This window comes from Streptomyces viridochromogenes (assembly GCF_001270495.1).
GTDB lineage: Bacteria > Actinomycetota > Actinomycetes > Streptomycetales > Streptomycetaceae > Streptomyces > Streptomyces viridochromogenes_A.
This window is the reverse complement of sequence record NZ_LGUR01000117.1, coordinates 84166-110373: the sequence shown is the minus strand read 5'-3', so window position 1 is coordinate 110373 and position 26208 is coordinate 84166. Positions and strand designations below refer to the sequence as shown.

General features: G+C 69.5%; 46 protein-coding genes and 1 pseudogene. 8 read left to right on the top strand and 39 right to left on the bottom strand.

The features are described 5' to 3' along the window. Nucleotides 1–9: 9 nt before the first annotated feature. From ADK36_RS12490 to ADK36_RS12450, 10 genes are all read right to left on the bottom strand, one after another. Nucleotides 10–516, bottom strand: coding sequence for a hypothetical protein (locus ADK36_RS12490; RefSeq protein ID WP_053197425.1), 507 nt, complete (start codon nucleotides 514–516; stop codon nucleotides 10–12). Nucleotides 517–615: 99 nt separating this feature from the next. Further along, the gene (locus tag ADK36_RS12485; protein ID WP_053197423.1) at nucleotides 616–1998 is read right to left on the bottom strand and encodes a phage major capsid protein; all 1383 of its coding nucleotides are present in this window, start codon (nucleotides 1996–1998) and stop codon (nucleotides 616–618) included. Nucleotides 1999–2009: 11 nt separating this feature from the next. Continuing rightward, on the bottom strand, nucleotides 2010–3053 hold the full coding sequence (locus ADK36_RS12480) for a head maturation protease, ClpP-related (RefSeq protein WP_053197421.1): 1044 nt from the start codon (nucleotides 3051–3053) through the stop codon (nucleotides 2010–2012). Continuing rightward, nucleotides 3053–4669, bottom strand: a complete 1617-nt coding sequence (locus ADK36_RS12475; protein WP_053197419.1) for a phage portal protein — start codon at nucleotides 4667–4669, stop codon at nucleotides 3053–3055. Before ADK36_RS12475 ends, ADK36_RS12480 begins: the two co-directional genes overlap by 1 nt. Before the next feature lie 11 nt (nucleotides 4670–4680). After that, nucleotides 4681–4851, bottom strand: coding sequence for a hypothetical protein (locus ADK36_RS48785; RefSeq protein WP_159391135.1), 171 nt, complete (start codon nucleotides 4849–4851; stop codon nucleotides 4681–4683). A 2-nt stretch (nucleotides 4852–4853) separates the two neighbouring features. Continuing rightward, complete coding sequence (locus ADK36_RS12470; RefSeq protein WP_053197417.1) at nucleotides 4854–6173, bottom strand: phage terminase large subunit; 1320 nt, start codon at nucleotides 6171–6173, stop codon at nucleotides 4854–4856. Beyond that, nucleotides 6170–6745, bottom strand: coding sequence for a hypothetical protein (locus ADK36_RS12465; protein ID WP_053197415.1), 576 nt, complete (start codon nucleotides 6743–6745; stop codon nucleotides 6170–6172). The genes ADK36_RS12470 and ADK36_RS12465 overlap by 4 nt, the downstream gene beginning before the upstream one ends. Nucleotides 6746–6840: 95 nt before the next feature. After that, nucleotides 6841–7113, bottom strand: a complete 273-nt coding sequence (locus ADK36_RS12460; protein ID WP_053197413.1) for a hypothetical protein — start codon at nucleotides 7111–7113, stop codon at nucleotides 6841–6843. A gap of 26 nt (nucleotides 7114–7139) precedes the next feature. Next, nucleotides 7140–7742 (bottom strand): HNH endonuclease signature motif containing protein, encoded by a 603-nt coding sequence (locus tag ADK36_RS12455; protein ID WP_053197411.1) that lies wholly within the window; start codon nucleotides 7740–7742, stop codon nucleotides 7140–7142. Between the two features lie 15 nt (nucleotides 7743–7757). After that, complete coding sequence (locus tag ADK36_RS12450; protein WP_053197408.1) at nucleotides 7758–8096, bottom strand: DUF6011 domain-containing protein; 339 nt, start codon at nucleotides 8094–8096, stop codon at nucleotides 7758–7760. Nucleotides 8097–8185: 89 nt separating this feature from the next. On the opposite strand from ADK36_RS12450, the gene ADK36_RS12445 reads away from it, so the two are divergent. The 4 genes from ADK36_RS12445 to ADK36_RS12430 are packed head-to-tail and all read left to right on the top strand — an operon-like array spanning nucleotide 8186 to nucleotide 9469. Continuing rightward, entirely contained in the window at nucleotides 8186–8422 is a 237-nt protein-coding gene (locus ADK36_RS12445; protein ID WP_159391134.1) for a hypothetical protein, read from the top strand. Next, on the top strand, nucleotides 8419–8808 hold the full coding sequence (locus ADK36_RS12440; protein WP_053197405.1) for an endonuclease domain-containing protein: 390 nt from the start codon (nucleotides 8419–8421) through the stop codon (nucleotides 8806–8808). Before ADK36_RS12445 ends, ADK36_RS12440 begins: the two co-directional genes overlap by 4 nt. Continuing rightward, entirely contained in the window at nucleotides 8805–9104 is a 300-nt protein-coding gene (locus ADK36_RS12435; protein ID WP_053197403.1) for a hypothetical protein, read from the top strand. Before ADK36_RS12440 ends, ADK36_RS12435 begins: the two co-directional genes overlap by 4 nt. Then, nucleotides 9101–9469 (top strand): hypothetical protein, encoded by a 369-nt coding sequence (locus ADK36_RS12430; protein ID WP_053197401.1) that lies wholly within the window; start codon nucleotides 9101–9103, stop codon nucleotides 9467–9469. The genes ADK36_RS12435 and ADK36_RS12430 overlap by 4 nt, the downstream gene beginning before the upstream one ends. Nucleotides 9470–9522: 53 nt before the next feature. Here the strand turns inward: ADK36_RS12430 and ADK36_RS12425 are convergent, their stop codons facing one another. The 13 genes from ADK36_RS12425 to ADK36_RS48770 form a co-directional block, all read right to left on the bottom strand. Then, the gene (locus ADK36_RS12425; protein ID WP_063784877.1) at nucleotides 9523–10167 is read right to left on the bottom strand and encodes a hypothetical protein; all 645 of its coding nucleotides are present in this window, start codon (nucleotides 10165–10167) and stop codon (nucleotides 9523–9525) included. Nucleotides 10168–10348: 181 nt separating this feature from the next. Next, nucleotides 10349–10510 (bottom strand): hypothetical protein, encoded by a 162-nt coding sequence (locus ADK36_RS48780; protein WP_159391133.1) that lies wholly within the window; start codon nucleotides 10508–10510, stop codon nucleotides 10349–10351. Nucleotides 10511–10603: 93 nt separating this feature from the next. Further along, nucleotides 10604–10786: a hypothetical protein gene (locus ADK36_RS12420; RefSeq protein ID WP_053197395.1), complete on the bottom strand. Its 183-nt coding sequence runs from the start codon at nucleotides 10784–10786 to the stop codon at nucleotides 10604–10606. A 54-nt stretch (nucleotides 10787–10840) separates the two neighbouring features. Continuing rightward, entirely contained in the window at nucleotides 10841–11089 is a 249-nt protein-coding gene (locus ADK36_RS12415) for a hypothetical protein (protein WP_053197392.1), read from the bottom strand. Next, nucleotides 11090–11857: a hypothetical protein gene (locus ADK36_RS12410; protein ID WP_053197390.1), complete on the bottom strand. Its 768-nt coding sequence runs from the start codon at nucleotides 11855–11857 to the stop codon at nucleotides 11090–11092. Continuing rightward, nucleotides 11854–12249, bottom strand: coding sequence for a hypothetical protein (locus ADK36_RS12405; protein ID WP_053197388.1), 396 nt, complete (start codon nucleotides 12247–12249; stop codon nucleotides 11854–11856). The genes ADK36_RS12410 and ADK36_RS12405 overlap by 4 nt, the downstream gene beginning before the upstream one ends. A 9-nt stretch (nucleotides 12250–12258) precedes the next feature. Continuing rightward, entirely contained in the window at nucleotides 12259–12873 is a 615-nt protein-coding gene (locus ADK36_RS12400; protein WP_053197385.1) for a hypothetical protein, read from the bottom strand. Continuing rightward, a complete protein-coding gene (locus ADK36_RS12395) occupies nucleotides 12873–13718 on the bottom strand; it encodes a hypothetical protein (protein ID WP_053197384.1) in 846 nt (281 codons plus the stop codon). The genes ADK36_RS12400 and ADK36_RS12395 overlap by 1 nt, the downstream gene beginning before the upstream one ends. Before the next feature lie 20 nt (nucleotides 13719–13738). Then, a complete protein-coding gene (locus tag ADK36_RS48775; protein WP_234329748.1) occupies nucleotides 13739–13888 on the bottom strand; it encodes a hypothetical protein in 150 nt (49 codons plus the stop codon). After that, nucleotides 13873–13998, bottom strand: coding sequence for a hypothetical protein (locus ADK36_RS50950; RefSeq protein WP_267887402.1), 126 nt, complete (start codon nucleotides 13996–13998; stop codon nucleotides 13873–13875). Before ADK36_RS50950 ends, ADK36_RS48775 begins: the two co-directional genes overlap by 16 nt. A gap of 239 nt (nucleotides 13999–14237) precedes the next feature. Then, entirely contained in the window at nucleotides 14238–14423 is a 186-nt protein-coding gene (locus tag ADK36_RS12390) for a hypothetical protein (RefSeq protein WP_053197382.1), read from the bottom strand. Between the two features lie 89 nt (nucleotides 14424–14512). Then, nucleotides 14513–14704 (bottom strand): hypothetical protein, encoded by a 192-nt coding sequence (locus ADK36_RS12385; RefSeq protein ID WP_053197380.1) that lies wholly within the window; start codon nucleotides 14702–14704, stop codon nucleotides 14513–14515. Beyond that, nucleotides 14704–14862: a hypothetical protein gene (locus tag ADK36_RS48770; RefSeq protein ID WP_159391131.1), complete on the bottom strand. Its 159-nt coding sequence runs from the start codon at nucleotides 14860–14862 to the stop codon at nucleotides 14704–14706. Before ADK36_RS48770 ends, ADK36_RS12385 begins: the two co-directional genes overlap by 1 nt. 179 nt (nucleotides 14863–15041) lie before the next feature. On the opposite strand from ADK36_RS48770, the gene ADK36_RS12380 reads away from it, so the two are divergent. From ADK36_RS12380 to ADK36_RS12370, 3 genes are all read left to right on the top strand, one after another. Further along, the gene (locus tag ADK36_RS12380; protein ID WP_053197376.1) at nucleotides 15042–15518 is read left to right on the top strand and encodes a helix-turn-helix transcriptional regulator; all 477 of its coding nucleotides are present in this window, start codon (nucleotides 15042–15044) and stop codon (nucleotides 15516–15518) included. Nucleotides 15519–15606: 88 nt separating this feature from the next. Next, nucleotides 15607–15885: a hypothetical protein gene (locus ADK36_RS12375; RefSeq protein ID WP_053197374.1), complete on the top strand. Its 279-nt coding sequence runs from the start codon at nucleotides 15607–15609 to the stop codon at nucleotides 15883–15885. A 116-nt stretch (nucleotides 15886–16001) separates the two neighbouring features. Then, the gene (locus ADK36_RS12370; protein WP_053197372.1) at nucleotides 16002–16217 is read left to right on the top strand and encodes a hypothetical protein; all 216 of its coding nucleotides are present in this window, start codon (nucleotides 16002–16004) and stop codon (nucleotides 16215–16217) included. Nucleotides 16218–16271: 54 nt separating this feature from the next. On the opposite strand, the gene ADK36_RS50945 is transcribed toward ADK36_RS12370, so the two are convergent. From ADK36_RS50945 to ADK36_RS12335, 9 genes are all read right to left on the bottom strand, one after another. Further along, nucleotides 16272–16400, bottom strand: a complete 129-nt coding sequence (locus ADK36_RS50945) for a hypothetical protein (protein WP_267887401.1) — start codon at nucleotides 16398–16400, stop codon at nucleotides 16272–16274. Between the two features lie 174 nt (nucleotides 16401–16574). After that, a complete protein-coding gene (locus ADK36_RS48765) occupies nucleotides 16575–16745 on the bottom strand; it encodes a hypothetical protein (RefSeq protein ID WP_159391130.1) in 171 nt (56 codons plus the stop codon). Between the two features lie 109 nt (nucleotides 16746–16854). Further along, the gene (locus ADK36_RS12365; RefSeq protein WP_078950829.1) at nucleotides 16855–17232 is read right to left on the bottom strand and encodes an HIT family protein; all 378 of its coding nucleotides are present in this window, start codon (nucleotides 17230–17232) and stop codon (nucleotides 16855–16857) included. Next, the gene (locus ADK36_RS12360) at nucleotides 17229–17522 is read right to left on the bottom strand and encodes a hypothetical protein (protein WP_053197370.1); all 294 of its coding nucleotides are present in this window, start codon (nucleotides 17520–17522) and stop codon (nucleotides 17229–17231) included. Before ADK36_RS12360 ends, ADK36_RS12365 begins: the two co-directional genes overlap by 4 nt. Continuing rightward, nucleotides 17519–18211, bottom strand: a complete 693-nt coding sequence (locus ADK36_RS12355) for a hypothetical protein (protein ID WP_053197368.1) — start codon at nucleotides 18209–18211, stop codon at nucleotides 17519–17521. Before ADK36_RS12355 ends, ADK36_RS12360 begins: the two co-directional genes overlap by 4 nt. Before the next feature lie 76 nt (nucleotides 18212–18287). After that, on the bottom strand, nucleotides 18288–18905 hold the full coding sequence (locus ADK36_RS12350) for a hypothetical protein (protein WP_159391129.1): 618 nt from the start codon (nucleotides 18903–18905) through the stop codon (nucleotides 18288–18290). Between the two features lie 5 nt (nucleotides 18906–18910). Then, on the bottom strand, nucleotides 18911–19183 hold the full coding sequence (locus tag ADK36_RS12345) for a hypothetical protein (protein ID WP_053197363.1): 273 nt from the start codon (nucleotides 19181–19183) through the stop codon (nucleotides 18911–18913). A 107-nt stretch (nucleotides 19184–19290) separates the two neighbouring features. Further along, nucleotides 19291–19551, bottom strand: coding sequence for a hypothetical protein (locus tag ADK36_RS12340; RefSeq protein WP_053197361.1), 261 nt, complete (start codon nucleotides 19549–19551; stop codon nucleotides 19291–19293). 9 nt (nucleotides 19552–19560) lie between these two features. Next, entirely contained in the window at nucleotides 19561–21354 is a 1794-nt protein-coding gene (locus tag ADK36_RS12335) for an AAA family ATPase (protein ID WP_053197359.1), read from the bottom strand. Nucleotides 21355–21495: 141 nt separating this feature from the next. Between ADK36_RS12335 and ADK36_RS12330 the strand changes: the two genes are divergently transcribed. Continuing rightward, the gene (locus ADK36_RS12330; RefSeq protein ID WP_053197357.1) at nucleotides 21496–21795 is read left to right on the top strand and encodes a hypothetical protein; all 300 of its coding nucleotides are present in this window, start codon (nucleotides 21496–21498) and stop codon (nucleotides 21793–21795) included. Nucleotides 21796–21800: 5 nt separating this feature from the next. Here ADK36_RS12330 and ADK36_RS12325 read toward each other — a convergent pair whose 3' ends face one another. From ADK36_RS12325 to ADK36_RS12295, 7 genes and pseudogenes are all read right to left on the bottom strand, one after another. Beyond that, nucleotides 21801–22052 carry a hypothetical protein gene (locus tag ADK36_RS12325; protein WP_053197356.1) on the bottom strand — a complete coding sequence of 84 codons (252 nt, stop codon included), beginning with the start codon at nucleotides 22050–22052 and terminating at the stop codon, nucleotides 21801–21803. Nucleotides 22053–22132: 80 nt separating this feature from the next. After that, nucleotides 22133–22453: a hypothetical protein gene (locus ADK36_RS12320; protein WP_053197354.1), complete on the bottom strand. Its 321-nt coding sequence runs from the start codon at nucleotides 22451–22453 to the stop codon at nucleotides 22133–22135. 124 nt (nucleotides 22454–22577) lie between these two features. Next, entirely contained in the window at nucleotides 22578–23126 is a 549-nt protein-coding gene (locus tag ADK36_RS12315) for a hypothetical protein (protein ID WP_234329747.1), read from the bottom strand. Next, complete coding sequence (locus ADK36_RS12310; RefSeq protein ID WP_053197352.1) at nucleotides 23105–23293, bottom strand: hypothetical protein; 189 nt, start codon at nucleotides 23291–23293, stop codon at nucleotides 23105–23107. Before ADK36_RS12310 ends, ADK36_RS12315 begins: the two co-directional genes overlap by 22 nt. Before the next feature lie 302 nt (nucleotides 23294–23595). Further along, a pseudogene (locus ADK36_RS50940) lies at nucleotides 23596–23850 on the bottom strand (WhiB family transcriptional regulator); the annotation flags it as partial. Further along, the gene (locus ADK36_RS12300) at nucleotides 23847–25652 is read right to left on the bottom strand and encodes a DNA cytosine methyltransferase (RefSeq protein ID WP_053197348.1); all 1806 of its coding nucleotides are present in this window, start codon (nucleotides 25650–25652) and stop codon (nucleotides 23847–23849) included. The gene ADK36_RS12300 and the pseudogene ADK36_RS50940, both read right to left, overlap by 4 nt. Next, a complete protein-coding gene (locus tag ADK36_RS12295; protein WP_053197346.1) occupies nucleotides 25652–26182 on the bottom strand; it encodes a RusA family crossover junction endodeoxyribonuclease in 531 nt (176 codons plus the stop codon). The genes ADK36_RS12300 and ADK36_RS12295 overlap by 1 nt, the downstream gene beginning before the upstream one ends. Between the last annotated feature and the right edge of the window lie 26 nt (nucleotides 26183–26208).

Genomic DNA, 26208 nt, shown 5'->3' with positions numbered 1-26208 from the left:
TCAGGCTCCTCAGCTCAGCGGGGCGACGAGGTTGGCCGGCGTGCGCTGCACCGCGAGGTCCCGCAGCAGGTACAGGCCGGAGCAGAAGCGGGTGCCGTTGGTGCCAAGGTCCGGGATGTCGAGGCTGATATAGCTGTAGCCGTCGGACAACTGCCGGGCGTCGACCTCGATGACGAGAAGGAGCTCCTCCGATGCAGCGCCCACGTTGGTGATCTCTGAGGCTGCAGCCTGCGTGCTGCGGGTCCACGTCTCGTCGCCGTCGAGGGTCGTCTCGGACTTGCTGTAGTAGTAGGTGATCACGTCGAGGTCGGCGGTGGTGCCGCCCGACGCTGCGGTGTGCTGCTGCAGGTCGACGTCGGTAATGTCCGTGCTGCCGCCGGAAGTCTGCACGACGATCGTGCAGCCGCCCGCGTTCCGCAGGGACACTCGCTTGCCGGTGATCGCACCCGCGACCGCGTCCGTCGGAACGAACGCAGTGCTGATGTCGAAGAGCCTGCCCAGGCCATCCTGTGCCACGAGCCTTGTCCTTTCGTCTGGTGATGCCCTGCCGGGGCGACACTGCCGGCCCGGGTAGAAGCCGACGCCGGGGGTTGATTGCCGGCGTCGGCCGGGGGGTTACGCGCGCTCGGCGATCTCGACGAACGGCGACAGGGACGGGCCGTCGTTGGCGGGGGTGATGGCGGACTGGAGCCAGGGGCGGCCGTCGACGCGCTGGATGATGCGGTAGGCGGTCTTGTCCTCGCCGAACTTGTACTCGGTCGAGGATGCGGCGGTCATCTGCTGGCGGTCGCCGACGAGGTAGTAGGAGAGGTCCACGAACGACAGGTCGGAGCGGTCGCCGAGACGCCCGGCCTTCTCCGACACGACCAGCGGCCGGCCGAAGATGGTCATCGGCGCGGGACCAGCGACGTTGGTGAGCATGACCGGGCCGCCGCCGGTGCCCACGGAGAGGGCCATCGTGTACAGCTCGGGGATGGCCTCCGGGGAGCACACCCAGATGCCGCGAGCGAGCGAGCTGGGCAGCATCCTGCTGTACATCTTGATGACGTTTTCGAGGACGATCGTGTCCGCGGTCTGCCCGGACTCCTTGGGGACGGCGATGCCAGCAGGGTTCTCGCCGCCGAGGAAGCCGAGCGGTTCGCCGGTGCCCGACCCGGACATGAAGGCGACGTCCTCGAAGAACGCCAGCGCCATCGGCCAGAGGGTCTCGATGAGCGCCGAGAAGGAGATCAGGCTGTCCTGGAGCAGCTCGTTGGGGACGAGAGCGAAGCCGGTGAGCTTCTTCGCGTCGAGCTCGGCGCGGCCGAACTTCGGGTTGGACTCGACGAGGGCGGCGCCTTCCTCACCCCAGTAGCCGATCATGCCGCCGAAGACGGAGCCCACGTTGGTGGTGCTGTCGATCATCGGGAAGGGGACGCGGGCCGTCTCCATCGGGACGACGGTGGCGCGGGAGCGGACGACGGACGACTCCAGCGCGATCTGAAGCAGCTGCGAGCGCAGAGTCTCCGGGACCAGGAACCCGCCGTCGGCCGGGACCACGCTGGAGTACGCGTTGCGGATCCCGTCCATCTTCGCCCGGGCCTGCGGGTCCCGGTTGAGGTGCCAGGCGTGCCGGAAGTAGTCCGCCGCGTTCTCGAACTTGCCGTCCAGCGCGGACCCGACAGCCTTCGGGTTGTATGCGGTGGCCTGCTTGTGCGAGGTCAGCATGTTGGCCGGGCGGGTCTGCGGGTCGAGGTTGAGCCGCCTGATGGAGTCCTGGACGGAACTCCGGTCGGCCTTCTCGTCGTTGTCGCGGAGCATGTTCGCAAGGCCGCGCTGGACGCCCTCGTCGATCTGCCGCTGCAGTTCGGTGCCGTCGCCCTGCTGCCGGTTGGCGTACTCGTCGATGAAGTCCGCGAGTGCCTTCGGCGTCTCCATGATCTGCTTGGCGCGCGCCGGGTCGGCGAGCATTTCCGCCAGCTCGTCGCTGTTGCGCGGCGAGGTCAGAGTGGGTGCCACTGGTGCCTCCTTCAGGCTTCCGTCGCCGCGCTGGACGACGCCGTGGTGGTGAGGTTGGAGACCAGCACCGACCACGCGTCGGGCTCGTCCTGGGTCAGGTGGGCGACCATCGCCGCCCACGGGTCTTCGGGTTCGGCGGCCGGGACCACGGGCTCGGCTGGGGGCTCGGTGTGCGCCTTGGACTCGGGGGCCGGTTCCACGACGGGCGGCTCCGCGGGGGCGGACACGGCGGGCTCTTCCAGCCCGGGCTCACCGACCGCGGCACGCAGCTGGGCGGCGACTTCCTCGCCGATCAGGGACCGGATGTCCTCGCTGAGCGTCGCCGTCTCCAGCGTCAGCTCGACCGCTTCGGGCGCAACCGGGGGCGGAGCAGGCTTGGGCTCCTCGCGGCGCGGGCCCTTGTAGCCGTACGCCGTGAGGTCGAAGGCCTTCCGCATCTCCGGCTCTGCGGGCTCGTCGCCACGCTTGGGCACCGACACGTACTCGTCCGCCAGGCCAGCCGCGACGGCTTCTTCGCCTCGGTACCAGGTCTCGTTCTTCATGACCTGTCGCCACTCGGCCTCGGTGCCGCCCGCACGTGCCGCGTAGGCGCCGGCGATGTTGTCCGAGATCTTGTCGAGGAGCTCAGCCATCTTGATCATGTCGGCTGCTTCCCCGACACAAAGTCCACTGGCCTCGTGCACCATCAAGAGCGCGTTCGGCATCATCCGCACGCGATCGCCAGCCATCGCGATGACCGAGGCGATGCTCGCCGCAACTCCGTCGACCTGGACCGTGACGCTCGCGGGGTGGGAGCGCAGCGCGTTGGCGATCGCGATTCCCTCTGTCACCGAGCCGCCAGGGCTGTTAACTCTGAGGAGGATCTTCGACGCGGTGATGCCGCGCAGGTCGTTGATGAACTCGTCCGCCGTGGCGCCGAGCCAGCCTCCGACCTCGTCGTAGAGCATCACTTCCGCCTCGTCGGCGGCCTGGTTGGTGATGCGGTACCAGGGCCGGTCGCTACTGGCCTGTGCGCGGACGCCGGGGATACGGTCCGGCAGGTCGATGAACGGCATCAGGACCCTTCTCCCTTCCGGCCGCGCTTGACCACGCGGCACCTGCACTCGTTGCCGAACTCCGCACCCACGCAGTGCACGTAGCCGGAGCCGCCGGGGTAGTCCTTGTAGGCCGCGGCCCGGTTGCGGTAGACCTGCCCGTCGTTCTCGCGGCACGGATCGCACGTGTTGTCGTCGATCTCCGCGACGGCCTCCCACCGCATCGCCGCCTCAACGTCCGGACCATCGCCGCCGGCGAGACCGGACACCAGCTCCCGCCACGCATTCGCGGGCTCGCCCTCCAGTGGCACAGCAGGCGCAGCGGGAGCCGGAGCAGCGGGGGCCGTCGGCATGTCGAAGCCGAGCATCGGCAGAATCGTCGGCGCCAACAGCGGAGCCCGCGTCACCAACTTGATCAGCAGCTCCTTGTCCGGGTCCGCGCCCGGCGTCCCGAACTGGATCTGCGGCAGCTCGAACGCCTCCAGCGCGGCCGGCCCGTACGCGCCCGCCTCGATCAGCGCGGCGGCGGCGTTCACTCGGGCGGTGAGGGTCGCTGCTTCCTGCTCCGGATCCGGCGGGGTGGGGTTGTCGTAGTCGAACTCCAGGCCCGCGGCGGTGGCGCCGAACATGGGCAGGAGCTCGAAGTTGAGCGCGGCCTTGATGCGTTCCAGGCGGGGAATCGTCTGCTGCTCCGCGAACCACGCCTTCGCGGCGAGCGCGGAGGCCCGGTTGATGTCCTCGAAGTCACCGATCGCGGACTTGCTGATGCCGTACGCCTCACGCACCCGGTCAGCTGTCGCACCCCGCAGTTCGACGAACTGCATGTCGCGCTGGCTGATGGTTCGGTCGACCCACTTGCCGTGCTCCAGGATCGCGACCTTGTGCGCGTTCCCGACGCCCTTGTGCTGCTCGTTCCAGCGCGCCCTCAGTTCGTCGAACTCAGGGTCGGAGAGGGCCTGCGGGACCTCGATGATCCCGCCCGGCTGAGCCGAGTTGATGAAGAAGGCGCGGCTCCACTCGGCGGCGTACCGGCTGGTGTCGAGGTCGGGGAGGATCGACAGCACCGGACTCAACCCGCGGTACGGGTCCAAGGGATTCGGCCGGCGCAGCTGGATGACCTCGTCGAGTTCGAGGGGGATCTGCTGCCCGTCGGGGCCGGTGTACACGTAGCCCTTCAGGAAGCGCTCGGGGTCGGGCTGGGGGGTGATGCGGTCGGGGCGGACGGGCCACATCTCCAGCGGCAGCTTGAAGCCCGGTGCGCGGGCGATGACCCACCAGGTTTCGCCGGTGAGGTCGTAATGCTGGGTGCTGGACTCGACGAACTCCTGCCGCGGCATGAACGGGTTGGGCTTGTTCCACAGGTCCAACGCGGCGTGGCTGGTGACCTCGATGCGGTCCTCGTCGCGGCCGCTCTTCGCCTTGCGGTAGAGCTTCCAGTCGACGAGGGCGGTGGCGTTGGACGTCCTGTCGACGATCGCGAAGAGCGTGCCCACGGCGGACATGGCGCGCATCTGGCCTTCGGCGCTGCGGTTGCTGCCGAACAGGCCGCCGTAGGACTGGGCGCGGGAGGCGAAGGGGACGGGGGTGTTGGTGGTCGACCGGTTGAAGAGGGCGTCGGCGATGCTGCGTCTGGCCACCGCCCCTCCTCTCAGTCGCGGACGATCGGTGCCCCCAGGAGGACCATCGCGGCCCCGGCGGTGATCATTCCGGCCCCGACGCCGAAGATATTCCCGACGCCAACTGAGATGAGTGTAAATCCTCCTGTCAACAGGGATGGTGACAGGAGATTTTTCAGTTCTGAAAGTCTGATCTTCCGCATCCTCACAGCCACCTCACCCTTGTCCGGCCCACCAGATCCCGGGCCGCCACCATGTACCTGAGCGCGTCGCACCCATGGTCGTTCTGTTTCACAGGCTCCTCCTTCAGTCCCGCGCCGCTCCCCGGCTTCACCGCCCATACATAGCCAGGGATCTCCTCCGACGTCCGCGTCGGCCGGCCCGACCCGAGGAGATCCTTGTCCTCCTCGACCAGGCCTCCGCGCATGATGAACAGCCGCGGCTTGCCGTCGCCTTGCGTCTTGAGGCGGGACTGGACGGCTTGGATGCCGTCGGACACGGTCTTCTTCGCCGCGATGGTGCCCATGCCGAGGTGCTTCTCCAGCGTGGCCCGGTCCTCGGCATCGTGGTCAGTGATGATGGCGCGTGGCTGCGGCTCGTCCGGGTTCTGCCGCATGATCTCCAGGATCTGCTTGGCGTGGTCCTCGGCCAGCCGCTTCGTCATGTAGATCTCACGGACCAAGTAGAGACGGCCGTCAGGGTCTTCGCGCCAGTCCTGCCAGCAGAAGGGGTTCGTATACCCCAGGTCGATCGACCACCAGCGCGTCCAATCGGGCGGCACATCGAAGCGGTCGATCATGTGGATGCTGTCGTCCCAGCCCTCGAAGACGACGCCCTCTGACGCCACCCACAACCCATCGCGCAGGCGCAGCCGCCGCGCCCCGGTGAGCGCGTCGAGCTTCTCCATGTACTCGCGGCCGGCCTCTGTGTAGGAGCCTTCGCGGTCGACGTAGTACGGGTTGTCCCGGTGCGTCGAGGTGATCATCCGGAGGGTTCCGGCGTCCGCTCTGCGTTTGATCCAGTGGCTTGGGTGCGAGGGGTTGGTCGACAGCAGGATCTGCTTGTACGTCTTCGCCGAGCCGCGCAGGCGGCTGATGAGCGTCTCGTACAGGTCGAGGCTGATCTCCACGGCCTCGTCGACGAAGATGCGGTCCAGTTCGGCTGAGAGGAACTTCTCCGGGCGGTCGCCGCCGGCCACCAGGATGGTGGATCCGTTGGCGTAGCGGAACGCGGCGGGGTCCTTGCTGGAGCCGCCGAACCAGCGGACGCTGCCGTCAGCCAACGCCTGTGCGGCCACCTGGCGTTGGAAGGTGACCAGGGTGGTCGAGGTCAGCGAGATATGTGTGGCGCGGAGCATCAACCCGCGCAGGTTCGGCACCTGCATGGCGGCGAGGTGCATCTTCCAACAGGCTGCGAGGGTCTTGCCGGTGCCGGCGCGGCCGACTGCCGCGACTTCGGCGTCCCGGCATTTGAGGAGGTCGACGTTGGCGCCGCGCGGTTCGAACCGGACGACGGCGGTTGTCACACGACGTCCTCGGGCTGGATGCCGACAACCTGGTAGGTGACGCCGCCGGAGTGCTCGACCTTGTCCGGCCTGGCGATGCCGGCCAGCTTCCAGAACGATTCGAGCGTGGTCCTCGCTTCGCGGAGCGCGGCGAGCTCGGGCCCGGAGTCGATGAGGGGGTTGCCGTCCTCGCCGTACATGATCTTGCCGTGAGAGACGACGACGTGTTGCCGCTCGGCTACTGCCAGCGCCCTCTCGTACAGGGTCTCCAGGCGCTCGATGTGCAGCGCGACGAGCCGCTCGGCCGGACCCTGGACGACCTCGCGTACGGCGCGGCGTACGGCGTCGAGGGCGCCGGTCTTGGTGGCGTAGCCGAGTTCGTCGGCGATGCGCTGGTAGGTCCAGCCCTGGGCGCGGAGTTCGGCGGCGCGGGCGTCGAGGGCGGCTCGGGCGGGGTTGCGTGCGAAGCGGTGGCGGCCGTCGCGCATGCGGAGGCCGTGGGGGTCGGCGGGGCCGCTGGGGGTGGGGGTGCCCGTGTCCGGGCCGTCCTCTGGGGGTTCGGCCGGTACGGTGGGTTCGTTACCGGTGTCCATGGTGTGATGGTAACGGCGTGTGCAACTGGTGGCAGGGTGCGCATGGTGAAGGCCCCACTCCCTGGCGGCGGGTGGGGCCTTCGGCGTTGGCGGGATCAGGCGAGCTGCGGGTAGCCGATGAGCGGGTGCGGTTCGAGGGCCACCCAATCGCAGCCGCCGTGGGCGTGCACGGCTCCGCTCTCCTCGTCCTGCCAGGCGCTGTCGAGGTCGAACGGGATGCGCTTGGCTGCTTCGACGAACGGGCCCTTCGCGGCGTCCTTGCTGGTGTAGACGCCGAGGACTTCGCCGCCTTCGTGGTCCTCTCCGGTGGAGAGGATCCAGACGACCGGGCCGGTCGACTGCTCCTGGCGGTGAGCGAGTTCGGTCACGGGGGTTCTCCTGTCGTGTCGGGCGGTCAGCGCTGCTTCTTGCGCTCGTTGTAGCGGGCCTTCGAATCGCGGGTGCAGGCCCGGCACGCTCGCCACCCCCTGGGGGTTATGTACCGATTAGCATCGTTGATCGGGTGGCCGTTCCGGCAGTGGGTCGGCTCTTCTTTGGGCTTCGCCCTGCGCTCTGCCTTCTCGCGCTCAGACCGTTTCGCTCGCCACTCGCGGATGCATGTTCGGCAGGTACGGCCTCCGGAGGACGGCGAGATGTAGGTGTTTTCCTCGGTGTACTCGTGGCCGTTTGGACAGTGCGTCTTGGCGGCGTTCGCGGCCATGATGGTCTCGCCCCGGAGGATGTTGACCTTGTTGGTCACTGCCTCCATGTGCTCGACGTTCACGCATGCCCGGTTCCGGCAAAGGTGGTCGATCATCAGCCCGGCGGCGATCGGCCCGATCAGCGCCTCGTACGCCACTCGGTGGGCGTACTGACTCTTGCCGTTCAGTCCGAACTTGCCGTAGCCGTTGGGCTGTTTGAAGGCCGTCCAGGTCAGGCATGGCGTCCTGTAGCCCGTGTCTTCTGAACGGGTCTTGTCCCAGAAGCGTTGCGGCAGCGCCGACTTGGGGTCGAGCATCCTTCTCCTTCAAGGTCAGGCGGCCAACAGCAAGCGTGCGGCCAAGGTGTGATAGCAGCGCGAGCCCTTCAGGCCGGCGGGGCAGGAGCAGGCGGTGGGGGCGGTCTTGTAGGTCTCGGTGCCGTCGGTGCTGACGGCGATGAAGATGACGGAGCGGAGGGGGATGATCGCGGCGTCCTCGATGAGTTCGCGGGCCGACTGGATCTGGTGGGGCTTGTAGTCGGTGAGGTCGACGGTGGTGTTGCGGATCTTGCGGGCGCAGCGGGGGCCGTAGCCGAGAGCGATCGACTTGGCAGACCGGAGCATGCGGTGGCAGTGGAGGCAGCGGGCCTGGTCGGTGGTGGTGTTCTGCATTACTGCCCCCTTGTTGCGCTTTCCTGTTGCGATACACGCTAGCGCTTCACCTCTTGGTTGCGCAAGGGGATTGCGCTACCGTGTTGCGCATGGATCCGATGACCAAGCTCGACCAGGCCGCCGACCGCTACCGGGAGGCCAAGAAGGCCCACGACGAGGCGCGAGACGCCGCCGTTGCGGCGGTAGTTGAGGCGCTGCGCGGGGGTGAGCGGCCGACCGACGTCACGCACCGCTCGCCGTTCACAGCCGCCTACGTCCGCCGCATCGCGCGAGACCACGACATCGAGCCCGCGAAGCCGGGGCCGAAGAAGAGCGGTAGCCAGTGACCCATCACGCCACCTGCCAGCACGGGCGCTACCGACTCACGTGCGAGGACTACGACGAACTGTGGACGCACGCCGGAGGCTGCTGCGAGCTCTGCGGCACACCGGCCGCCAAGACTCCGGACGGGAAGCTGTTCATCGACCATGCGCAGCAGTACGGGTTCTTCGCCGTGCGTGGCCTGCTGTGCTCGAAGTGCAACTCCCTGATGGGGTACATCGATCGGGGCGAGAAGGACGATCGTCGAGCGATCGGGTACCTCGCGAACGCATGGTTCGTCCGCGTGCTGCACGCGCGGCATGCTGAGAACGTGGCCGTACGCCGTCGCCTGCGCCGACCGGACGCCGAGCTGCCGGAGCGCCCGGCGGGCAGCGAGGAGAAGACCACATGAGCGAGGCCGTGCAGCAACTCACTAGCCGACAGATCGCCGACCTGCACCGCCAGTTCCGTGAACGAGACGCTCAAGGGCTGGGTACGGTCCTGCGGAACCTGCCCGCTCCGCCGCTCCCGCGCTGCCCTGCCTGCGACGCCGAGGCTGAGCGCGTCGATCAGCGAGTGGAGGACGCGGCGTTCGGGGTCGACGAGACGGCGCTGCGGCTGCGGTGGCTGCCATGCGGTCACCGGTTCCGTGCGGTGGTCGACCTGGACGCGGGCCCGGTGCGCCCGGACGAGGAGCCCACCACATGAGCGCCCGCGACGACCTATGGGACGCCCTCGGTATCGACCCCGACCGGATCAGCCGCGAGGAGTTCGAGCAGCACCTGGACGCCTACGACCGGGCGCTGGGCGCGGGCCCGGAGCACCCAAGCAAGGAGCCAGTCCGCCCCGCGAGCAAGCCACAACTCTTCGCCCCCACCATGGGCGTGCAGGACCGGGAAGAGTTCCGCGCCTTCCTTGCCGGCCTCGGCATCGACACCCACGTCACAACGGACGCCAGCGGCCATCCGACCGTCGCTCTCGACCGGGCCGGGCTGGAACAGCTGCGTGCGTGGTTCGCCGAGCGCGGCGATGACGTCCAGGCCGCCGCGATTCAGCGGGCGCTCGACGCGTAGCCCACCGCATGACGAAGGCCCCGCCCAACCAGGCGGGGCCTCTCGCTGTCCAGCTACTTCACATTCCCTGCGAAGATCGCAGGCTCCGCATCCGAATACGGCGCCAACTCGATCTGCAGATACTCCTCACCCTTCGGCAACTGACACGCCACCCGCGCCGACGCCGACCGGCCCGGACGCAACTGCATCGACGGCAGACCACCCAGCTCCGGATCCGACGAGAAGATCAGCTCACCCTCACGGGACTCCTCGCCGTAGAAGCACGAGATGTACCCAGAGTTCAGGTCCACGACCGCATCCGACGCGTTGTTGACCTTCACCGTGAACGAGGCGTACGGCGTGTTCTCCGGCGCCGAATACTCCGACGACGTACCCCGCTTGTAGTCGGACAGGCTCATCTCGAAACCGTCCACGTACTCCACGGCATCCGTGAGAGCCATGATCTCCGGCTGCGTGTCCTCCGGCGTCGGCTCCTCCTCCACCGCGGCCGTGACGGTCTCGTCGGTCGGCGTGCTCGACGCCGAGGCGCTGCCCATGTCCGCGCTGTCGTCGCGCGAGTTGACGACGAACAGCCCGGTACCGATGACTGCGGCGATGACGGCGATGCCCGTCCCGATGACGACCCAGTTGCGGGGCTTCTTCGGTGCCGGCGGCGCCGGCGGGAAGTCGGGCATGGGTGGTGGTGTGTCGTTGCTCATGGTCCCCCCAAGGGCGTTTGGTGCGTGATCGGCATCATCCTGCCGTGTGCGCACCGTGTGGAGGGGATGTGTCCGTGTTGTGACATGAGGAGGCCCCGCTGCCGACGGGGTTGCGGCAGCGGGGCGGTTCTCAGGGGGTGCCGGGCGCTACCCGGCGCGCAGTCTCCAGTGTGGCAGGCCGTCAGCCTTCCTGCTGGCCCTGCGGCGTACCCGGCACCGGCCTGTCCGGCTTGGGGAAGTGCCCGCCCCTGGATGCTTGGTAGGTCGTCTCGTGTCGTGCACGCTCCTCGGCGGTCAGCTTGGAGCGGAGTTCCTCTTGGGGCATGGTGCGTCGGAAGGCCATGATGGCGGTCTCCTGTCTCGTGTTCGGGATGGGTGGACCGGCGCGGCCGTAGTCGTCTTGGCGGAAGGCACGGCCGCGCCGGGGTCTAAGGGGTCAGCCCTGCTCGCCGAACGGCACGGTCATCGAGGCTTCGGTCATGTCGCGCAGCTCGGTGCCGTCGGTAGTGCGGGTGTTGAAGCGGGCGATCGCCTCGTTCTTCAGGCGCTCGGTCTCGTCGCGGTCTCCACGCTCGCGAGCGGCGGCGTAGTCACGGACGGACTGATGGTTGGTCTCCATCGCGGATTCCTTTCGGTTGGGTGTTGCCGGGCGGCCGCCCGGGGGCTTGTGGGCTCAGCGGCCCCAGCAGTTGCTCAGGACCAGCGCGAGCAAGAACAGAACAGCGAGGCAACTCCCGCGCGGCAGGATCCCGTCGCCCCGCGCCTCCGCATGCACAGGGCGGACGCCGTCCCCCGCGGCCGGCGCCAACCCTCCATGAGCGGCGCGACGGTGATCGACCAACTCGTCCTCGGCATCCACGCGGCGCTCCCACCGCTCCGGGGAGACGGCGTCGCAGGCACGGCAGAAGTACTCGTGCGGCATTCACGCACCCCCCCTCGACAGCAGCCCGCGAAGCCTCGATCGGGGCGTAGCTACAGGCGTAGGAGCGTCCGCTACATCGCAGGTCACAGCCGTAGCTACAGGGCCGCTACGGGCCTCAGAGGCGGGATCGGGATCAGGCCGGGAGAGGGCCTCCTCCCACGCCAGGAGGTCGGCCCGGTGGACCCCCTCGTTCACCCTCCCCGCCGCATCCCGGACGGAGCCCTTCAGGGGGATACCGAGAGCCCTCAACTTGGCCCTCACCGCGGCCCGGTCTACGGGCTCCCCCGGGGTGGCTTTGGTGAGGCGGTCGGCGAGGGTCTTCACGTGGACGCCAGGGGCCTGCCCGATCAGGTTCCACATCACCGTGATGAGGGGGTCGACCGGCGCTTCTGGCGCGGCGTCTGGAACGGGCTCGGCAGGGCGGACGGGACTGCGCCGCTCGACCCATTCAGCCCACCCGTCCAGCTGGTCGCGGGGCACGAACGCGGCGAACGCCAGCACCCATCCCGCGATCAGACCTACAGCCACCCAACCGCCGTAGAAGCCGACAGCCCACACCGACCCCACATAGAGCAACCACGCCACATCAGCGCGACCGCGGGCGTGCAGCCACCTGCCCGGCCCGCTGACCCCAGCCCAAAGCGCCCCGCCGATCCCGGCCAGACCTGGCGTCTCGTCGTCAACGAGTTCGTCCTCGGCGAGCTCCTCGTCGTGGACGTCGTCAGGCGTGGGTTCCGGATCGCTCTTGCGCAGGCTGAAGTACGTCACTGGAGGCCCACCCGGGCGTTCTCGATGGCGTCGGCAACGTAGGTCCAGGTGCCGCCAGCGCCGGTGGCGATGTAGAAGAACAGCAGCGCGGTGAACCCGACCTGCTTGGTCGTCAGCTTCTTGAACAGCATGAAGATCAGCACGCACAGGGCGAGAGCGGGCATCGTGAGCCCCTTGAGGAAGCCCTGGAGGAAGCCGATGACCGTGCCGGCCGCGTCGGGGACGACGGTGAACGGGCCACCGGCGGCCTTGTAGGAGCTGGCGGCAAGCATCGCGACGAACACGGTGGTCCACCAGCCCAACGGCTTGAGCTTGCCGCCGCCAGGGACGCCGAAGATGAGCAGGCAGGTCAGGGCGGCGGCGAGGCCGACGGTGCCGAGGTTGCCGAACACGTGGGGTCCTTAAAGGGAGGGCGTGCCGTAGAGGAGCACGCCGACGACGGTTGAGGCGGCGGGGACGGCGGCGAGCCAGGCGACGGGCGGCCACCATCTGCGGGTGCGGTGGTGCAGCAGGAGGGTGAGGGCGCCGACGGCGTACCAGAGGATCGCCTGCGGGCCGGCGAGGCCGGTGCGGGCAATCCACGCGGTGACGTAGGTGACCCAGCCGACCAGCCCGATCGACCAGCCGAGGTAGGCGGCGGACGCGTGGTAGGCGAGCCACTTCAGGCGGTAGGGCACCCGGTCCCACGCCTCGACCAGGGACTGGCGGGGCGACGGCGGTCGGGTGTCGAAGGCGCTGCGCGGTTCGGCGGCGGCCCTCCGCCTGGGCTGCTTCGGCCGTTTCTTCGGTTTGGCGGCGGGCGGCTTCGGCTCGGCCTTCTCCACGGCGGGCGCGGCGTCCGGCTCAGGCTCCGGGGCGGCCGCCGGTGCGGGGTCGGTCTTCGTGTCGAGGATGCCGTCGAGCCAGTCCCGTGGGCGTGCGGCCGGCTTCGGCGGGACGGCGTCCGGGCCGACGCCGTGTCGCTGGAGGATGCCGCGCACGCGGAGCTCGTCGACCCCGGGTTTCGACTCGGTCATCACGCCCCCCTTAGGTAGCGGGCGACGGTCTCGGGCTTGGCGTTGGCGTCGGCGACCTTGTGGACGTAGCGCAGGACCGCATCCGGATCGTGGATCCCGGAGTCCTTCGCGGTCACGACGGCCTGCTTCACGGTCATCGGCCCGTTGAGGGTGGGCAGCGGATTGGCGGATCCGGACTGCGGATCCGGTCCGGACTGGTCCGGATTGGCGGATCCGTGATCCGGGTTGCCGGTCAGGCTGCGCTGCTCGGCGTCGACAAGGTGCTGCCCGCGCTGGAGTTCCCGGCGGATCGGGATCATCGCGAGCTGGCCGTCGACGGCGGCGCGCCGCTTGGTGACCCACTGCTGGGTGCGGTCGTCGAGTGGGCGGGCGTGGACGCGCATGGCGATCATCCAGCCGCCCTTCGCGAGCGCGGACACCGCCGCGCCGACCGCCCCGACGACCCACTCCCCGGAGAGCTGGCCGTGGGCGAACACCGCTCCCATGGACACGGCGAGGGCGGCATGCCCGGCTCTGCGAGGCAGCGCGGCGCGGTCGGGGTCGTAGCGGAGCAGCCACTCGGCGCCCATGCACAGGATCCAGGAGGCGTCGAAGGCGACGCCCGCGGCGTATGCGACGACGGCGACGGTGGACATGGCGAGGAGCGCGCCGACGGACGCGGTGGTCCAGACGAGGGACGCGGTGACGAGGACGGCAGCGCCGATGGTGATGGCGACGCGGACGCGCTGGTCCCAGTCGGCGGGGGGTGCGGGCACCTCGATGACCTCGGTGTCCAGGACCATCTCGGTCTCGCCGTCGACGGTGTGGGGGACGAGGCGGGTCCGCTCGATCTTGCTGGTCTTCACGGTGCTCTCCTGGGAGCTGGTCAGCGGCGGTGACGCCAGGCGTAGGCGGCGAGCGCGGCGCAGACGAGGAACGGGCCGGGCTGCGCGGTGAGGACGGCGACGGCCGCGAGGACCGTGAACCCGTAGCGCGCGAGCGGGCTGCGGAAGGTGTGTTTCATCGGAGCGCGCACTCGGCTTCCATCAGCTCGACCATCAGCGGCCAGTCCAGTTCGTCGCTGCCGCCGGCGCCGCGCTGCATCTCTTCGGCGGCCTGGTCGGACGGGAGGATGGCGACGCTCATGCAGTACGCGTCGCGTTCGGCGTCGGAGGCCAGGGACCAGGTGAGGTCGAAGGTGTCGCGGGTGAGGCTGTCGACTGCGGGCGCGGCCGGTACGGGGTTCGGTATCGACGGTGGTGGTGCTGGCCGAGGGCCCGTCGGTGCCGCAGGCGGTGAGGGTGGTGCGGAGCTTCATGTGGTGGGTCTCGTCTCACGGAAGGGGGCCGGGCCCCGCGGGGGTTTCGGGGCCCGGCCGGTCTGGGTTAGGCGGGGCGTGCGGTGCGGAGATCGTCTTCGGTCGCGCCGTGTTGGCGGGCGGTGGTGACGGCGGTACGCGCGGCGTCGAGGGCTCCTCGCGCCTCGTCCGAGTCCCGCCCGTAGTCGTTGATCGCCTGGGTGGCGACGGCGGCGGCGTTGACGGCGGCCTGGATGGCGGTGTGCTTGTCCACTGGGTCTCCTCAGACAGCGCCGCGGTAGATGGCGAAAGCGAGGGCGGTGAACGCGCCGACGATGCCGAGGGCGTACAGGAAGCGCTCCATCACGACAGCCCCAATCCGATGGCTGCGGCGATGGCGAGGATGCAGAGCAGGAACATCGCGCCGCAGCCGAGTTGGGGTTCGTTGTCGTACGAGGCACGGTCTTGGACCTCGCGCATCGAGCGGCCTCGTTGGCGGTCCTTGCGGCTGATCTCGCCTGGGCGGTTCCACTGGCCGCCGAAGGTGTCGCCCATCAGGTGGCGTCCTTCCAGCCGAGGCGCGAGCGGACGTCGGCGCCGGCGTCGTAGTCGGCGCGGCAGGTCTCGACGGTGGCGGGCTGGGCGAGGATCTGGTTCGGCTGGGGCTGCGCCGGGCTGGGCTGCTCCGGGGGCTTGTCGGTACCGTTGGTCACGGTCGTTTCTCCTGGTAGCTCAGGGGATTCGGCTGGCCCCGGTCGGGCTCTCACACACCGACCGGGGCCGTGTTGTTGGTGCCGTTCCAGAGTGCACGATCTGCTTTACAAACGTCAAGCAGATCAGGGAGGATGTTGCCGTGCCCAAGAGCCCTGAACCTGAGGGGAGCCCGCGCTTGATGACGATGACCGAGATCGCGGCGGAGCACGGGGTCAGCCGTCAGACGATCCACACATATCGGCGGACCGGCATCTTCCCCTCCCCGGTGGCGGGCGAGGGCAGCACGCGACTCCGGTTCCGAGAGGACGAGGTGGTCGCGTTCTTCAAGGCGAACCCCAAGCAGCCGCGTAAGAAGCGGCGCTTCCCTCCCGAGCACCAAGGAGAGCCCGTGACCACTACGACAGCCCACGATCGACTCATGGAAACGCTGGAGAACCCCGGCCTTGTCGGGCTGAGCACAGAGGATGCCGCCGAACTGGTCGGCGCCTATCGGGCCGCCGTGCTGCGTGAGGGCGCCGACTCTGTATCGGACATGCCTGCCCCGGACTGCTCTGACTTCAGCGACCTGGACGAGGCGTGGGAGTACGGGGCGTCAGCTGCTGCGCGACGGCTGCGCGAGCTCGCCGACGGGCAGGCCGGGGCACAGGACGGATGACCTTGTGCGGCACCCGTAGCCGCATCCACCGAGCCCCCGTCTCACCCGAGGCGGGGGCCGCTTCATGCCCTGCTTAAACTCCCTGCACGTGGCACACACCTTCGAAGAACTCGTGAACCTCCAGCGCGCCGCCGACCAGGCGCACGCCCGCGTCGAGCAGCTGCGAGACGAGTACGGCCCGCCCACCCAAGACGGCGGCTGGACCGACGAGCAGACCGCGGCGTACGACACCGCATGGCGCGCCTGGCGCGACCTCGCCCGCGACGTGCAGGCCGCGGTCACCGAGTACGCGCGCGAGCAGGGCACGGCGCGCAACCAGGCCGAGGCCGACGTGAAGACCGCCGCCCGGCACGCGCCCACGGACTGATCCGGACCGTCCGGACTCTCTCCGGATCGCACAAATCCGGGCCCCGGACCGTGATCCGGGCTACGCCACTGACCTGCCCGGATGCGAGTCCGGACAGTCCGGATCATGCTGGATCCATGCCCGGACCGCGCCCTGTGATCGTGTACCCGTCCGACGAGGACGGCGGCCGGCGCGTGCGCGTGAACGGGGCGATCCTGGGTCGGGCGTACTCGGTGCTGGACGTGGCCCGGTTCATGCAGGAGGCGGGGTTGCAGGAGTTCGACGAGATGGACGTGGTGCGCTCGGCGCTGATCGAGTGGCGGGGTGGCGGCCCGGAGGCGTGGGGGCGGTGAACGTGCGAGCGCCCGCCCTCGCGTGGAGGGCGGGGCGCGGGTGGGTCGGTCGGGTCAGGTGGTGGGCTGCTCGTGTTCGGTGAGGGCGAGCACTACGGCAGTCGCCATCTCGTGGCGGCCGAGGTCGTACTCCCGGATCCCGGCAGAGGTGGGGTGGGCGATGCCGGCTACGAGGGCGCGCACCCGTTCGATGGCGGCCTGCGTCTGCTCCAGCTCGCGCTTCGTGTCCCGCCACTGGTGGTTGCGTAGCCGGATCTGCGCCCACAGGTTCTGGATCTGCGTAGGGTCGGCGCCGTTCGCGCGGAGACCTGAGCGAAGGACGTGCAGCTCTCGCTCGGCGATGTCGGCGCGGCGGCCTTAGTCCTCGGCCTTCCGCTCGGCCCGCTCGGAGCGCTTCCCGACGAGGGTGGTGAGGTGTGCGGCTGCAGCGACTGCGGCGTCGGCTTCCTGCTCAGCCTGGGCTACTCGTTCGTACAGGGCGTCGAGTTGGTCGCTGGTCATGGCATCCAGCGGGATGCGGTCGATCACGGGTTCCTCCGGGTGCGGTTGAGGAGGGCGCGTGCGGCCCGGCCGAGGCCGAGGAGGGCAGCGCTGATGAAGGGGGCGCAGATGATGCCGACGGCGAGCGCGCGGGCGATCACGGGCGCGCCTTGCGTGTCGTGCGGGATCGGCCGCTGTACCAGGGCAGCGCCAGGCCGTCGTTCTCGGCGCGGGGGACGAGGTGCAGGTGCAGGTGGAACACAGACTGCGTGGCCTCCCGGCCGCGTGAGGTGATCAGATTCATGGACCCGGCCGGGTAGTCGCCCGCGAACTCGGCTGCACGCCGCATGGTGGCTGCGGAGACGATCGGGTCGGCGACGAAATCGGTGACGTGAGCCGTCGGGATGACGAGCAGGTGGCCGTAGACGACGGGCTTCAGCGGAACGATGGCGATCGCGTCGTCCCATCTGCGGTGGATCGCGGCGGGTGCGCGTCCGGCGACGATCTCGCAGAAGGGGCAGGGCTGTTCGGTCATGCGGCTTCCTCGTAGTCGAGTGGCTGGCTGTGGACCCAGTGGGGCCGTGTGCGCCCGTTGGAGCGCCTGAGACGGCGTGCGGCGTAGATCCGGGCTCGAACATGCCCACGACGCCAGGACGGCCCCGCCGCGCGCCGCCACAGGGCACGCACGCCCCACGCGCCGCACGCGATCACAGCGAGCGCGAGGACCGCGGCGACAGTGGCCAGGAAGATCAGCCACTGCACGAACGCATCGGCGACCGCGTTGAAGGTGTGGATGGCTTCGACGAGGAGCTCGGCGGTGCTCACTGGTGTGCCTGCTCGTCGTCGTGGCATCCGGCGATGTGGGCGACGGACTCGCCGTGCAGTGGCGGCTCCGGGTCGGCCTGCACGACGGCGGGCTGGTGCTTGCGGTAGCCGAGAGCGAGTCCGCACAACAGACAGCTGCCCGTAGGCCTGTCAAGGACGAAGCCGTGCGGGACGTCCTGGGCGTCGCCTGCCGTGCCGTCGATTCCGGCTGCCCGACGAGCCGCGTCGCCTCGGTCCTGGAAGTCGGTGTCGTCGGCCTGCGTTTCGGGCTGGGGCGTCTCGGCGGCCAGACGGCGCAGCAGGGCGGCGACGGCGTCCCGGTCGCGGGTGTCCCACCAGAAGCCGCCGTCCTCGTCGAGCTGCGGCCGGTACGGGATCGGGCCGGGGTGCGCGGCAACGGCGTCGGCGGCTTCCCGCAAGACGGCGGCCCGGTCTGCGGGCGGCGGCAGCACAGCCAGCACCGCATCGGCGCGGCTGTAGGCGTTGGCGCGCACCGTGTCCAGGATGCCGCCGTGCTCGGGGTCCTTGCCGCGGTAAGTCCAGGCGATGAGTGCCTCGGCGATGCGGTCGCGGAGTGCGGCCCGGTCGGTGAGGTACGCCTTGAAGTCGGCGACGGCCTGACGGTCGCCGTCGCTGAGCGGGTAGTTCGGGTTGTTGCCGCATGCGGGGCCAGTCGGGCGGTGGCTCATGGTCAGCTCCTGGTGGGTGTGGGAAGGTCGGGGGTACGCCCGCCGCTGGCTCCAACAGCGGCGGGCGTCCTGCTGCTCACGCGCAGATCACGCAGCGGTGGTCGGCGATCTCGTTGTCGCGGCACAGGTCCACGCAGCGGCGGCAGTACGGCGTGCCCTTGTGCTGGGCGTGGCCGTCGAAGCGGGTGTCGGCCGGGTCGAACACCGTCTTGCACTTCCCGCACGCCTCGGCGGCCGGCGTGGCGGCGCGTTGCGCGGCGGGGCAGTCGGCGGTCGTGTAGTGCACGGCGCCCTCACCGCAGTCACACGGGCCCGACAGGCCCTCGTCGTCGGTCTCGTCGGTGGTGTCACTGCACCCGGTGTGGTCGTCGACCGAGGCTGCCAGCGTGTCCTTCGCGGCGGCCAGGAGTGCCTCGGTGTCCCGGGCGAGCGCCAGGTCGCGCAGGTGGATCAGTCGGTTGGAGCGGTTGTTGCGCTGCCGCAGGGTGAACCGGTGCGCGGACTGCTCGGCGGCCAGCACGGCGCGGAGCCGGCGGACTTCGGCGAGCAGCGCGGGCACATCGGTATCGGTGAGTTGCTCGAAGTCGGGCTCGGCGTCGGCGACCGTCACGGCCACGTACTCGTAGAGGTGTGCTGCTCGGCTGGCGATCTCGTCGAGATCGAGGTCGGTGAGCGGGGCGGTCTGGTCGGTCATGGCGGTCACTCACCCGTCCCAGCAGCAGCCGGCGCGGCGTGCTCCGGGCAGAAGTCGTCACCGTCTTCGGTGTGCTCCCAGCCCTCGTTCTCCACTAGGTACTTGCGCGCCACGGCGAGGCGCTCCCGGCTCGTCACGCCCTCACGGACCATGTACTCGCCGGTGTGCTCGGTGCCGCAGTGGTCGCAGAAGACGGTGATACGGGTCGGGTAGCGGGGGTCGTCCATGTCGCGGACGATCGCGTTGACCATGTCGGGGGTCAGGGGCTGGTCGGCCATGGGGTTCTCCGTGGGTGGCTGGTTCGCAGGGCGGTGGTCGTGTGGGTCGCGCGCGGTACTGATCGACTCGTGGGTCGCGCGCGTGGCGGCTGTAACCGGATGAGCGCTCAGGCGGCAGGGGTGGCGGCCGGCCTGTATTCGGTGGGCAGGTCGTTGTCGCACCAGAAGCTGAAGGTGGCGTGGAGGTCGTAGAGCTCGACGACTTTCCACACCGCGGTTGCTGTGCAGGGCGGCTGGCCGTCTCGTTGGCCGGTGTGGTTGGTGGTGCAGTCCTGGGGGTGGGGTTCGAGGTGGGGGATGGTCCATCCGTCCGGGCGGTGGAAGACGCGGATCTCGGGGGCGTCCTGGGTGAGTTGGTCGGTGGTCATGGGGTGCTCCTAGGCGGCGTCGTGGGGTGCGGGGTGGCTTCCGGTGGCGGGGTCGCAGCCGACGTGGGTGTCGTATCCGCGGTTGGCCCAGTCGGCGGGGATGGGGCGGTCGCAGACGGTGCAGGGGGGTCCGGTGGGGCTGCCGTTTTCCCCTGTTTCCCCCACACCTCCCCCCGTCTTAGAGACGGGGCGGGGGGAGGGAGTTTTTGATGGGCCGTCCCCCGTGCCTCCCCCGGAATTTGGGGGGAGGTCTGACCTGGGGTTTTCCTCGAACTCCCCCGAACTCCCCCCTTGATCGTGGGGGAGTTCGGCTTCAAGATCGCGGGGGAGGTTCGGGGGGAGGTTTCCGGGGCCCCCTTCGGCCTCCTCGAAGGAGTCCCTCCGCTTGCGGATGCGGACCGCTTCCTCGACCTTCTCCTTGCGCATCTGGATGCCGTACTCCGTGCACCACTTGATGACGCGGGGGCTGCCCCACTTCAGTGGGATCTCGGCCTTGTCGAGGATGCTGACGAGCCACTCCGGCGTGCCCTTGACCACCTCGGCCGGCTGGTGGTCCAGGGACTGCAACACCACGCTTGTGACTGCCGAGCCATCGGGCTTGGCTTCGCCGTCGAGGGCGACCACCCGCAGCGAGAACTGAAGGTCGCTGCCTTCTTCGTTGTCCTTCTGCTTGCCGACCTTCAGCGTGATCGTGATGTTGGAGGCGTTGTCGCCCTTCTTGGAGACGTGCATCTCCGACTGGAGGGCTCCCTTGGCGGCGGAGGCGCCGCGGCCGTGCTCGCCGACGTGGCCGGTGTGGTGGATCAGCAGGACGCACGCTTCGGTGGCGCGACGCAGGTCGTCCATCCGCTCGATGACGATGCCGAGTTCGGTGTTGGAGTTCTCCTCGACGCCGACGGACACGCGGGCCTGGGTGTCGATGACGATGAGCTGCGGGCGCAGGCGCTTCATCGCCTCGATGAGGACGTCCCACTCGGGGCCGCGGGCCTGGACGGGGCGGGGCAGGAACAGGACGTTGTCCATGCGCATGCCGTAGTGCTTCTCCCAGGCCCGCACGCGCTGGCGGATGCCGCGGGCGCCTTCGGCGACGAGGTAGACGACGGTGCCCTGTCGGACGTACTGGCCGTGCCACTTCATGCCGGTGCCGACGTGGCCGGCCAGGTCGATGGTGACGAAGCTCTTCATGTGCCCGGACGGCCCGATGATGCGGGCCAGTGTGTCGAGGTGCAGGAGGTCACCGACGAGGGGTTCCAGCGTGGGCATGTTGTCGAGGGCGCTGGTGTCGAGGAGTTCGGCGAGGAGGGCGTCGGCGGGGTCGCCGGAGCGGCCGAGGGCGCGTTCCTGTTGCCGCTTGAGGTAGTCGTCGATGAACGTGACGGCGGTGCCCGGTTCGGCGTCGGGTGCGGTGGCCTGGTTGACGATGCGGCGCCCGAGGTCGGCCTCAGCGCGTAGGTCGGCGTCCTTGCGGACGATGTAGGCGTGGTATTCGGCGTCGAGTTTGTAGTCGCCGAGGGTGTTGATGTAGGCGAGGCCACCAGCCCGTTGGAGTTCCTTGCGCTTTTCCAGGGCGAGGCGCAGCGTGAGCGGGCTGATCTCCTCGCCGTTGTCGTAGAGGTGGCCGATGACGTCCCAGATCAGTTCGTGCTGCGGGAGCGCGAAGTCGGCGCGGGTGATGACGCCGCGGACGGTGGTGATGTCTTTCGGCCTGTGCATGCATCCGCCGAGGACGTACCGCTCGGCGTCGTGCTGCTCGGGGCCGAGCTGGTCCGCCTCTTCGCGCGGCATGTGGCGGACGTTGCTCACGGGCAGGCTCCTTGGTGCGGGGTTGATGGGGTCAAGGCGTGCGGAACGCGCCGGTTAGGGCGGCTTCATGTGCGCCTCTCCCGCCCCTGAATTGTACAATGCGACGGACTTTGATGTTGGTCCGGTGTGTATCCTGAGCGCATGAGTGAGTCCGACGTGCGCAAGATGGGCGTCTCTGATGTCCGCGCGAACATGACCGAGGTCATCGCCGAGGTACGCCTCCTCGGCCAGCCCGTCGCGCTCACCCGCCGGGAGAAGCCGCAAGCAATGCTGATCCCCATGGGCCGCTGGGAGGCCGCGGTCAACGACGCGGAGATCCGACCCCTCTACGAACAGCTGGTGGCCGACCTGCGGCAGGCTGTTCGAGACCCGGAGTTCGCCAGCGTCTTCGAACGGAAGCTGCCCCGCTGGCACGAGCTGCTGGACAGCGACGCACTCTGACCTGGTCACCACATCGCCCCCTCGGGCCGGCGCCCGTACTGCGCCACCCCAGGCGGGCACCGGTGCTCGATCACCGCGTCGTGCCCGCAGTCGTGTCGGCACCGCCAACGCAGTTCGCTCCCGCCGCCGTGCAGCGCCACGAGGCACCACAGCAGCCGGTTCGGGTTGGTGAGCGGCAGCAGCTGCTCGGCCGGCTGGGGCACGGCGTCCGCGGTGACGTTCAACGCGGCCCGGTGGCCGACGAGTTGCTTGAGCACGGGAGCACCGCAGCGCTCGCACGGGCCCGGCCCGGCCGCAGAGCGGCGAGAGTCGGCGCCTCCCTGCGGCCGGCCGCTCATCAGGCGACGTCGCTGTCGGACTCGAAGAGGGTCCCGCCGGAGGTGCGACGGTCGTACATCTCCCGCTGCACGCCTCGCAGTCGACCCGCGGTGATCTCGTCGGCCGCGACTTCGATGCTCGTCACCCGCACCTTGACGGTGGGGTTCTTCTCCTCGTCCGGGCCAGGCTCGGCGCGTTCGACGTGGGAGAGCTCGACGACGGCCATCCACCGGCCGCGGCGCTGCTTGAACATTTCGGTGGCGTGGGGTTCGAGGGCTTCGGCGACGTCGGTGAGGACCTTGCTGTCGAACTTGACGTCGGCGTCGATGTGGATTGTCACGGTGTCCCTTTCTGGTTCTGGGTCTGTGGGGTGGGCCAGCCCCTCGGCGGGGGGATGTTGAGGGGCTGGCCCGGGTGGCGGCCGCGGCGTTGGGGCGCCGAGGGGCCGGCCGCCGGTCGGTTGGTCAGTAGCCGTGGATGCCGCCGCCGACTGCCTCGTTGTCGAGCACGAGGAGCTCCCACGCGTCGGCGGGGTCGTCGCCCTGCGCCTGGATCACGCCGTTCACGGTGTGATCGAAGGTGAACGCCTCGAAGCCGGGCTGTCCCTTCGCGGCGGCGTCGGCCTTGAGGAAGTGGTCGATGAGGTACTGCATCCACTTCGTGGCGTCGTAGAACTTCTCGGCGCCGTTCCAGCGGATGCCGGTGCCGTCGTCGGTGGGCTCCCAGTTGCACCACAGCGAGGGCTGGCCCTCGGGCGGGGTGTTGTAGGCGGGGTGGCCGAGTTCGCTGTAGCCGTAGTCGTGGGTGGAGTACGGGCCCTCGGGGCGCTGGTGGCGGCGGCTCTCGGCGAAGTCGCGGAGGTAGGCGATCTCGGTGGGGTTGAGGGGCGGCTCGACGGCGACTTGGCCTTCGAAGCTGGTGGTGTAGCCCATCGTGGTGTTCTCCTTGGTGGTGGGTGGCCCCGCCGAATTCGCCTCGGCGGGGCTGCTGTTCAGGTGGTCTTCGGGCGGCACCGTGCGCGGTGCTCGTTGAGCGGGTTGGCCCGCAGGTAGTCGGTGACCTTGGCCCGGCCCGTGGTCCGCTCGTGATGGCGGCAGGCGACGCAGAACAGGTCCGCGATCGGGGTCTGTCCCTTGTCGAGGCCGCGGACTTGGAGGCCGCCGAACCACGGGCCGCTCATACCGCCACCGCCAGGTCGGCTTCCTCATCCCGCTCCGTGCGGTCATTCAGGTGCGCCGGCCGCACACACCCCGCCACCCCGCACGTCCGCTTCGTGTCGCCCTCCGGCCAGTGCCCGCGATCCAGGTAGAACGCGAGCCGGTTCGGCGTGACCTGCTGCTCGCCTCGCCGGTAGATGACCTTCGGGCCGACCCACAGAAGGTGCTCACCGTCGGCCAAGGTGCCGCCGTCCCAGATCTCTTGGAACGACAGGCCCTGGCGCGATGTGCGGGGTGTGCCGGTGTAGTCGTCGATGCTGATCGGGCGGATAGGGCGGCTGCGCAGTGCGCGGCGTTCCTTGTCGGAGAGTCCGCCCCACACGCCGTGCTCTTCGCCGGTTTCGAGGGCCCACTGCAGGCAGCTTTCGACGGCGGAGCAGCTGCGGCAGACGTCCTTGGCGGCCTCGATTCCGGCGGTGCTGGTGGCGAACATGGCGTCGGGGTCGGCTTTGCATGGCGTCTTGACGAGCCAGGCGCGGGCGGGTTCGGTGTCGGGGACGGATCCGCTGTAGTGACTCATGCCGCCACCTCGATCTCGGGTCGCGTGTGCCGGTCGATGTCCTCGCCAGTGATCGCCTCGACGAGGGCGGCGACGATGACCTCGGCGCAGTTGGGAGTGACGGCGTTGCCGTACTGGCGGACCCGTTCGCGCTTCGAGCCGAGGACGATGTACTGATCGGCGAAGCTCATGGCCCGGCCGATCTCGTGCGGCTCCAACATCCGGAAGAGGACGTCCTCGATGTCCACGTCGCCCTGGACGAGCGCGTACCGGTCGCGGGTGGAGAGGGTGCCGACAGGCTCACGGACGGTCTTCGCGGTGCCGTTGCCGTAGTAGGGGACGAGCAGGTGCTCCCAGGTGACGAGCGACTGGTGGCCGGCCGTGGTCATGGTGCGGAAGTACTCGTCGGCCGGGGTGCAGTGCTCGCCGCCGTTCCCGGCGCTGCCGTTGTTCCGCATCACGAACGCGGGGAGGTTCGGGGTGACGAGGCCGTGGTGGTTGCCGTTGGCGGAGACGGTGCCGACTGGTTCGCCGATGGACCGGCCGCGCAGCTGGTCGCCGCCGCCGCGCATGGTGACCATGAACGGCAGCCACGCCAGGCCGGTCTCGTTGCGCGCAGTCTGGGTCCGGAGCGGGTTGTTCGCGGAGGCCGGCTCCTTCCCCTCCCGCCCCTCGACCGGGATCAGCAACGGCGGTATGGCGAGCCCGTCGTTCTCGCGGGTGGTGCGGCACGCCATCGGGTCCAGCACGCTGGACGGGTCGTTGCGCCAGGTGCCGCCCGCCGGGACCATGAACGGCTCGTAGGCCATGGCCTTCGTTGCCGTCGTGGTCTGCGTGGTGAGCGGTGCGTCGACGGGCCAGGTCCGCACGCCCGGCCTGCGCTCGAAGGTGTTGCCCGCGGCTTCGAGGGTGATCGGCCGGGCGAACTTGTCGAGGCCGGCCTGGATGCGGGCGAGGGTCTTGTCGGCGAGCGGCTTGGCCCGGTCGCCGATCCGTTGGCCGGGGATCGCCCAGTCGATGGCGACCGCGGCGGGCAGCGTCTCCGGCTCCACGATCTGGTTGCGGCACTTCGTGTTAGGGCAGCGGTAGACGTACTGCTGGCGGTAGCGGCCCATGTCGCGGCCGGGCTGCTTGAACCGCTGGACGGCCTGCACCCACGTGTCGCATCCGGTGCACCAGGCGCGCGGTCGCAGCCACTTGTCCCAGTCCGGGGTGCGGGCCAGGCTTTTGTGCCAGTAGGCGACGTACAGGCGGTCCCTGCTCTGCGGGGCCTTGTGCACGGTGCGCGGGTCGGCGTGCATGCTGTTGAGGGCGATGACGCGGGTCTTGTAGCCGAGCTTCGTGATCTCGCCAATCCAGCGGTCCCACTGGTCCCAGGCGCGGACGTCGACGACGTTCTCGACGACCCCGGCCTTGACCAGGCCGCCGCGCTGCTGCACGCCGCGCAGGTACATGGGGACTTCCTCCATCAGCGCGCGGGATCGCTCCTCTTCCTCGGACGGGCCGAACCCGTCGAAGAGGTCGCCCTGGAGGGAGGCGTCGAAGTCGCGCTTCTTGCCGCGGGCGTTGGACCACTGCGGGCACTCCGGCGAGGCCCAGAAGATGTCGGTGACGGGCCACGTCTCGACGGGGGCTTCGCGGATGTCGCCGCGGTAGTGGTCGACGGTGGGGAAGTTCGCGGCGTGCGACTCGATCGCCCGCTCCCAGTGGTTCGCTGCCCGTTCCATGCGGACGCCCGGGATGGAGTGCATGCCCTGGGAGGAGCCGCCGGCCCCACAGAACCAATCCATGACCGTCAAGGCGTCGTTGTCGTGGCGGTACATCAGACCGTCACCTCCGCGGCGAGCGGCCAGACGCGGATGACGCAGCCCGGCACGGCCAGCACGTCGGCGGCGGCGGTGCCCGCGTACCACTTGCCGAGCCGCCGGTATTCGACGACGCGGGCATCGTCCTTCCAGACCACGCCGGTCAGGGCGTCCTCCGTGGAGCGGACGATCTTCGACAAGTCCGGCATGCCCGCCGGCCGGGTGGGTGCCGTGTCGCGCAGCAGATGGGCGTTGCGGCCCGTGCGGTAGTGCCCTTTGGGCCGGTCGAAGGTGAACGTCATGGCGACGGCGAGGGGGCCGTCGAGGACGGTCCAGTCGTCGAGGGCTTCGGTGATGTCGAGGGCGGCGTGTTTGACGTCCTGCCGCCAGGGCTTGACCTTCTTCGACGATTCGATCATGACGCCGTTGCCGACGTGTCGCTTCGACCCTTGCGGGGCGGGCAGGCCGTGGACGGTGATGGTGATGGCAGGTGCCGTGGACCCGGCCGCCGGGGCGACCGAGGCCAGGACCAGCGGACGCGATTCCATCAACGGGCGTGTCCTGATGAGAGGTT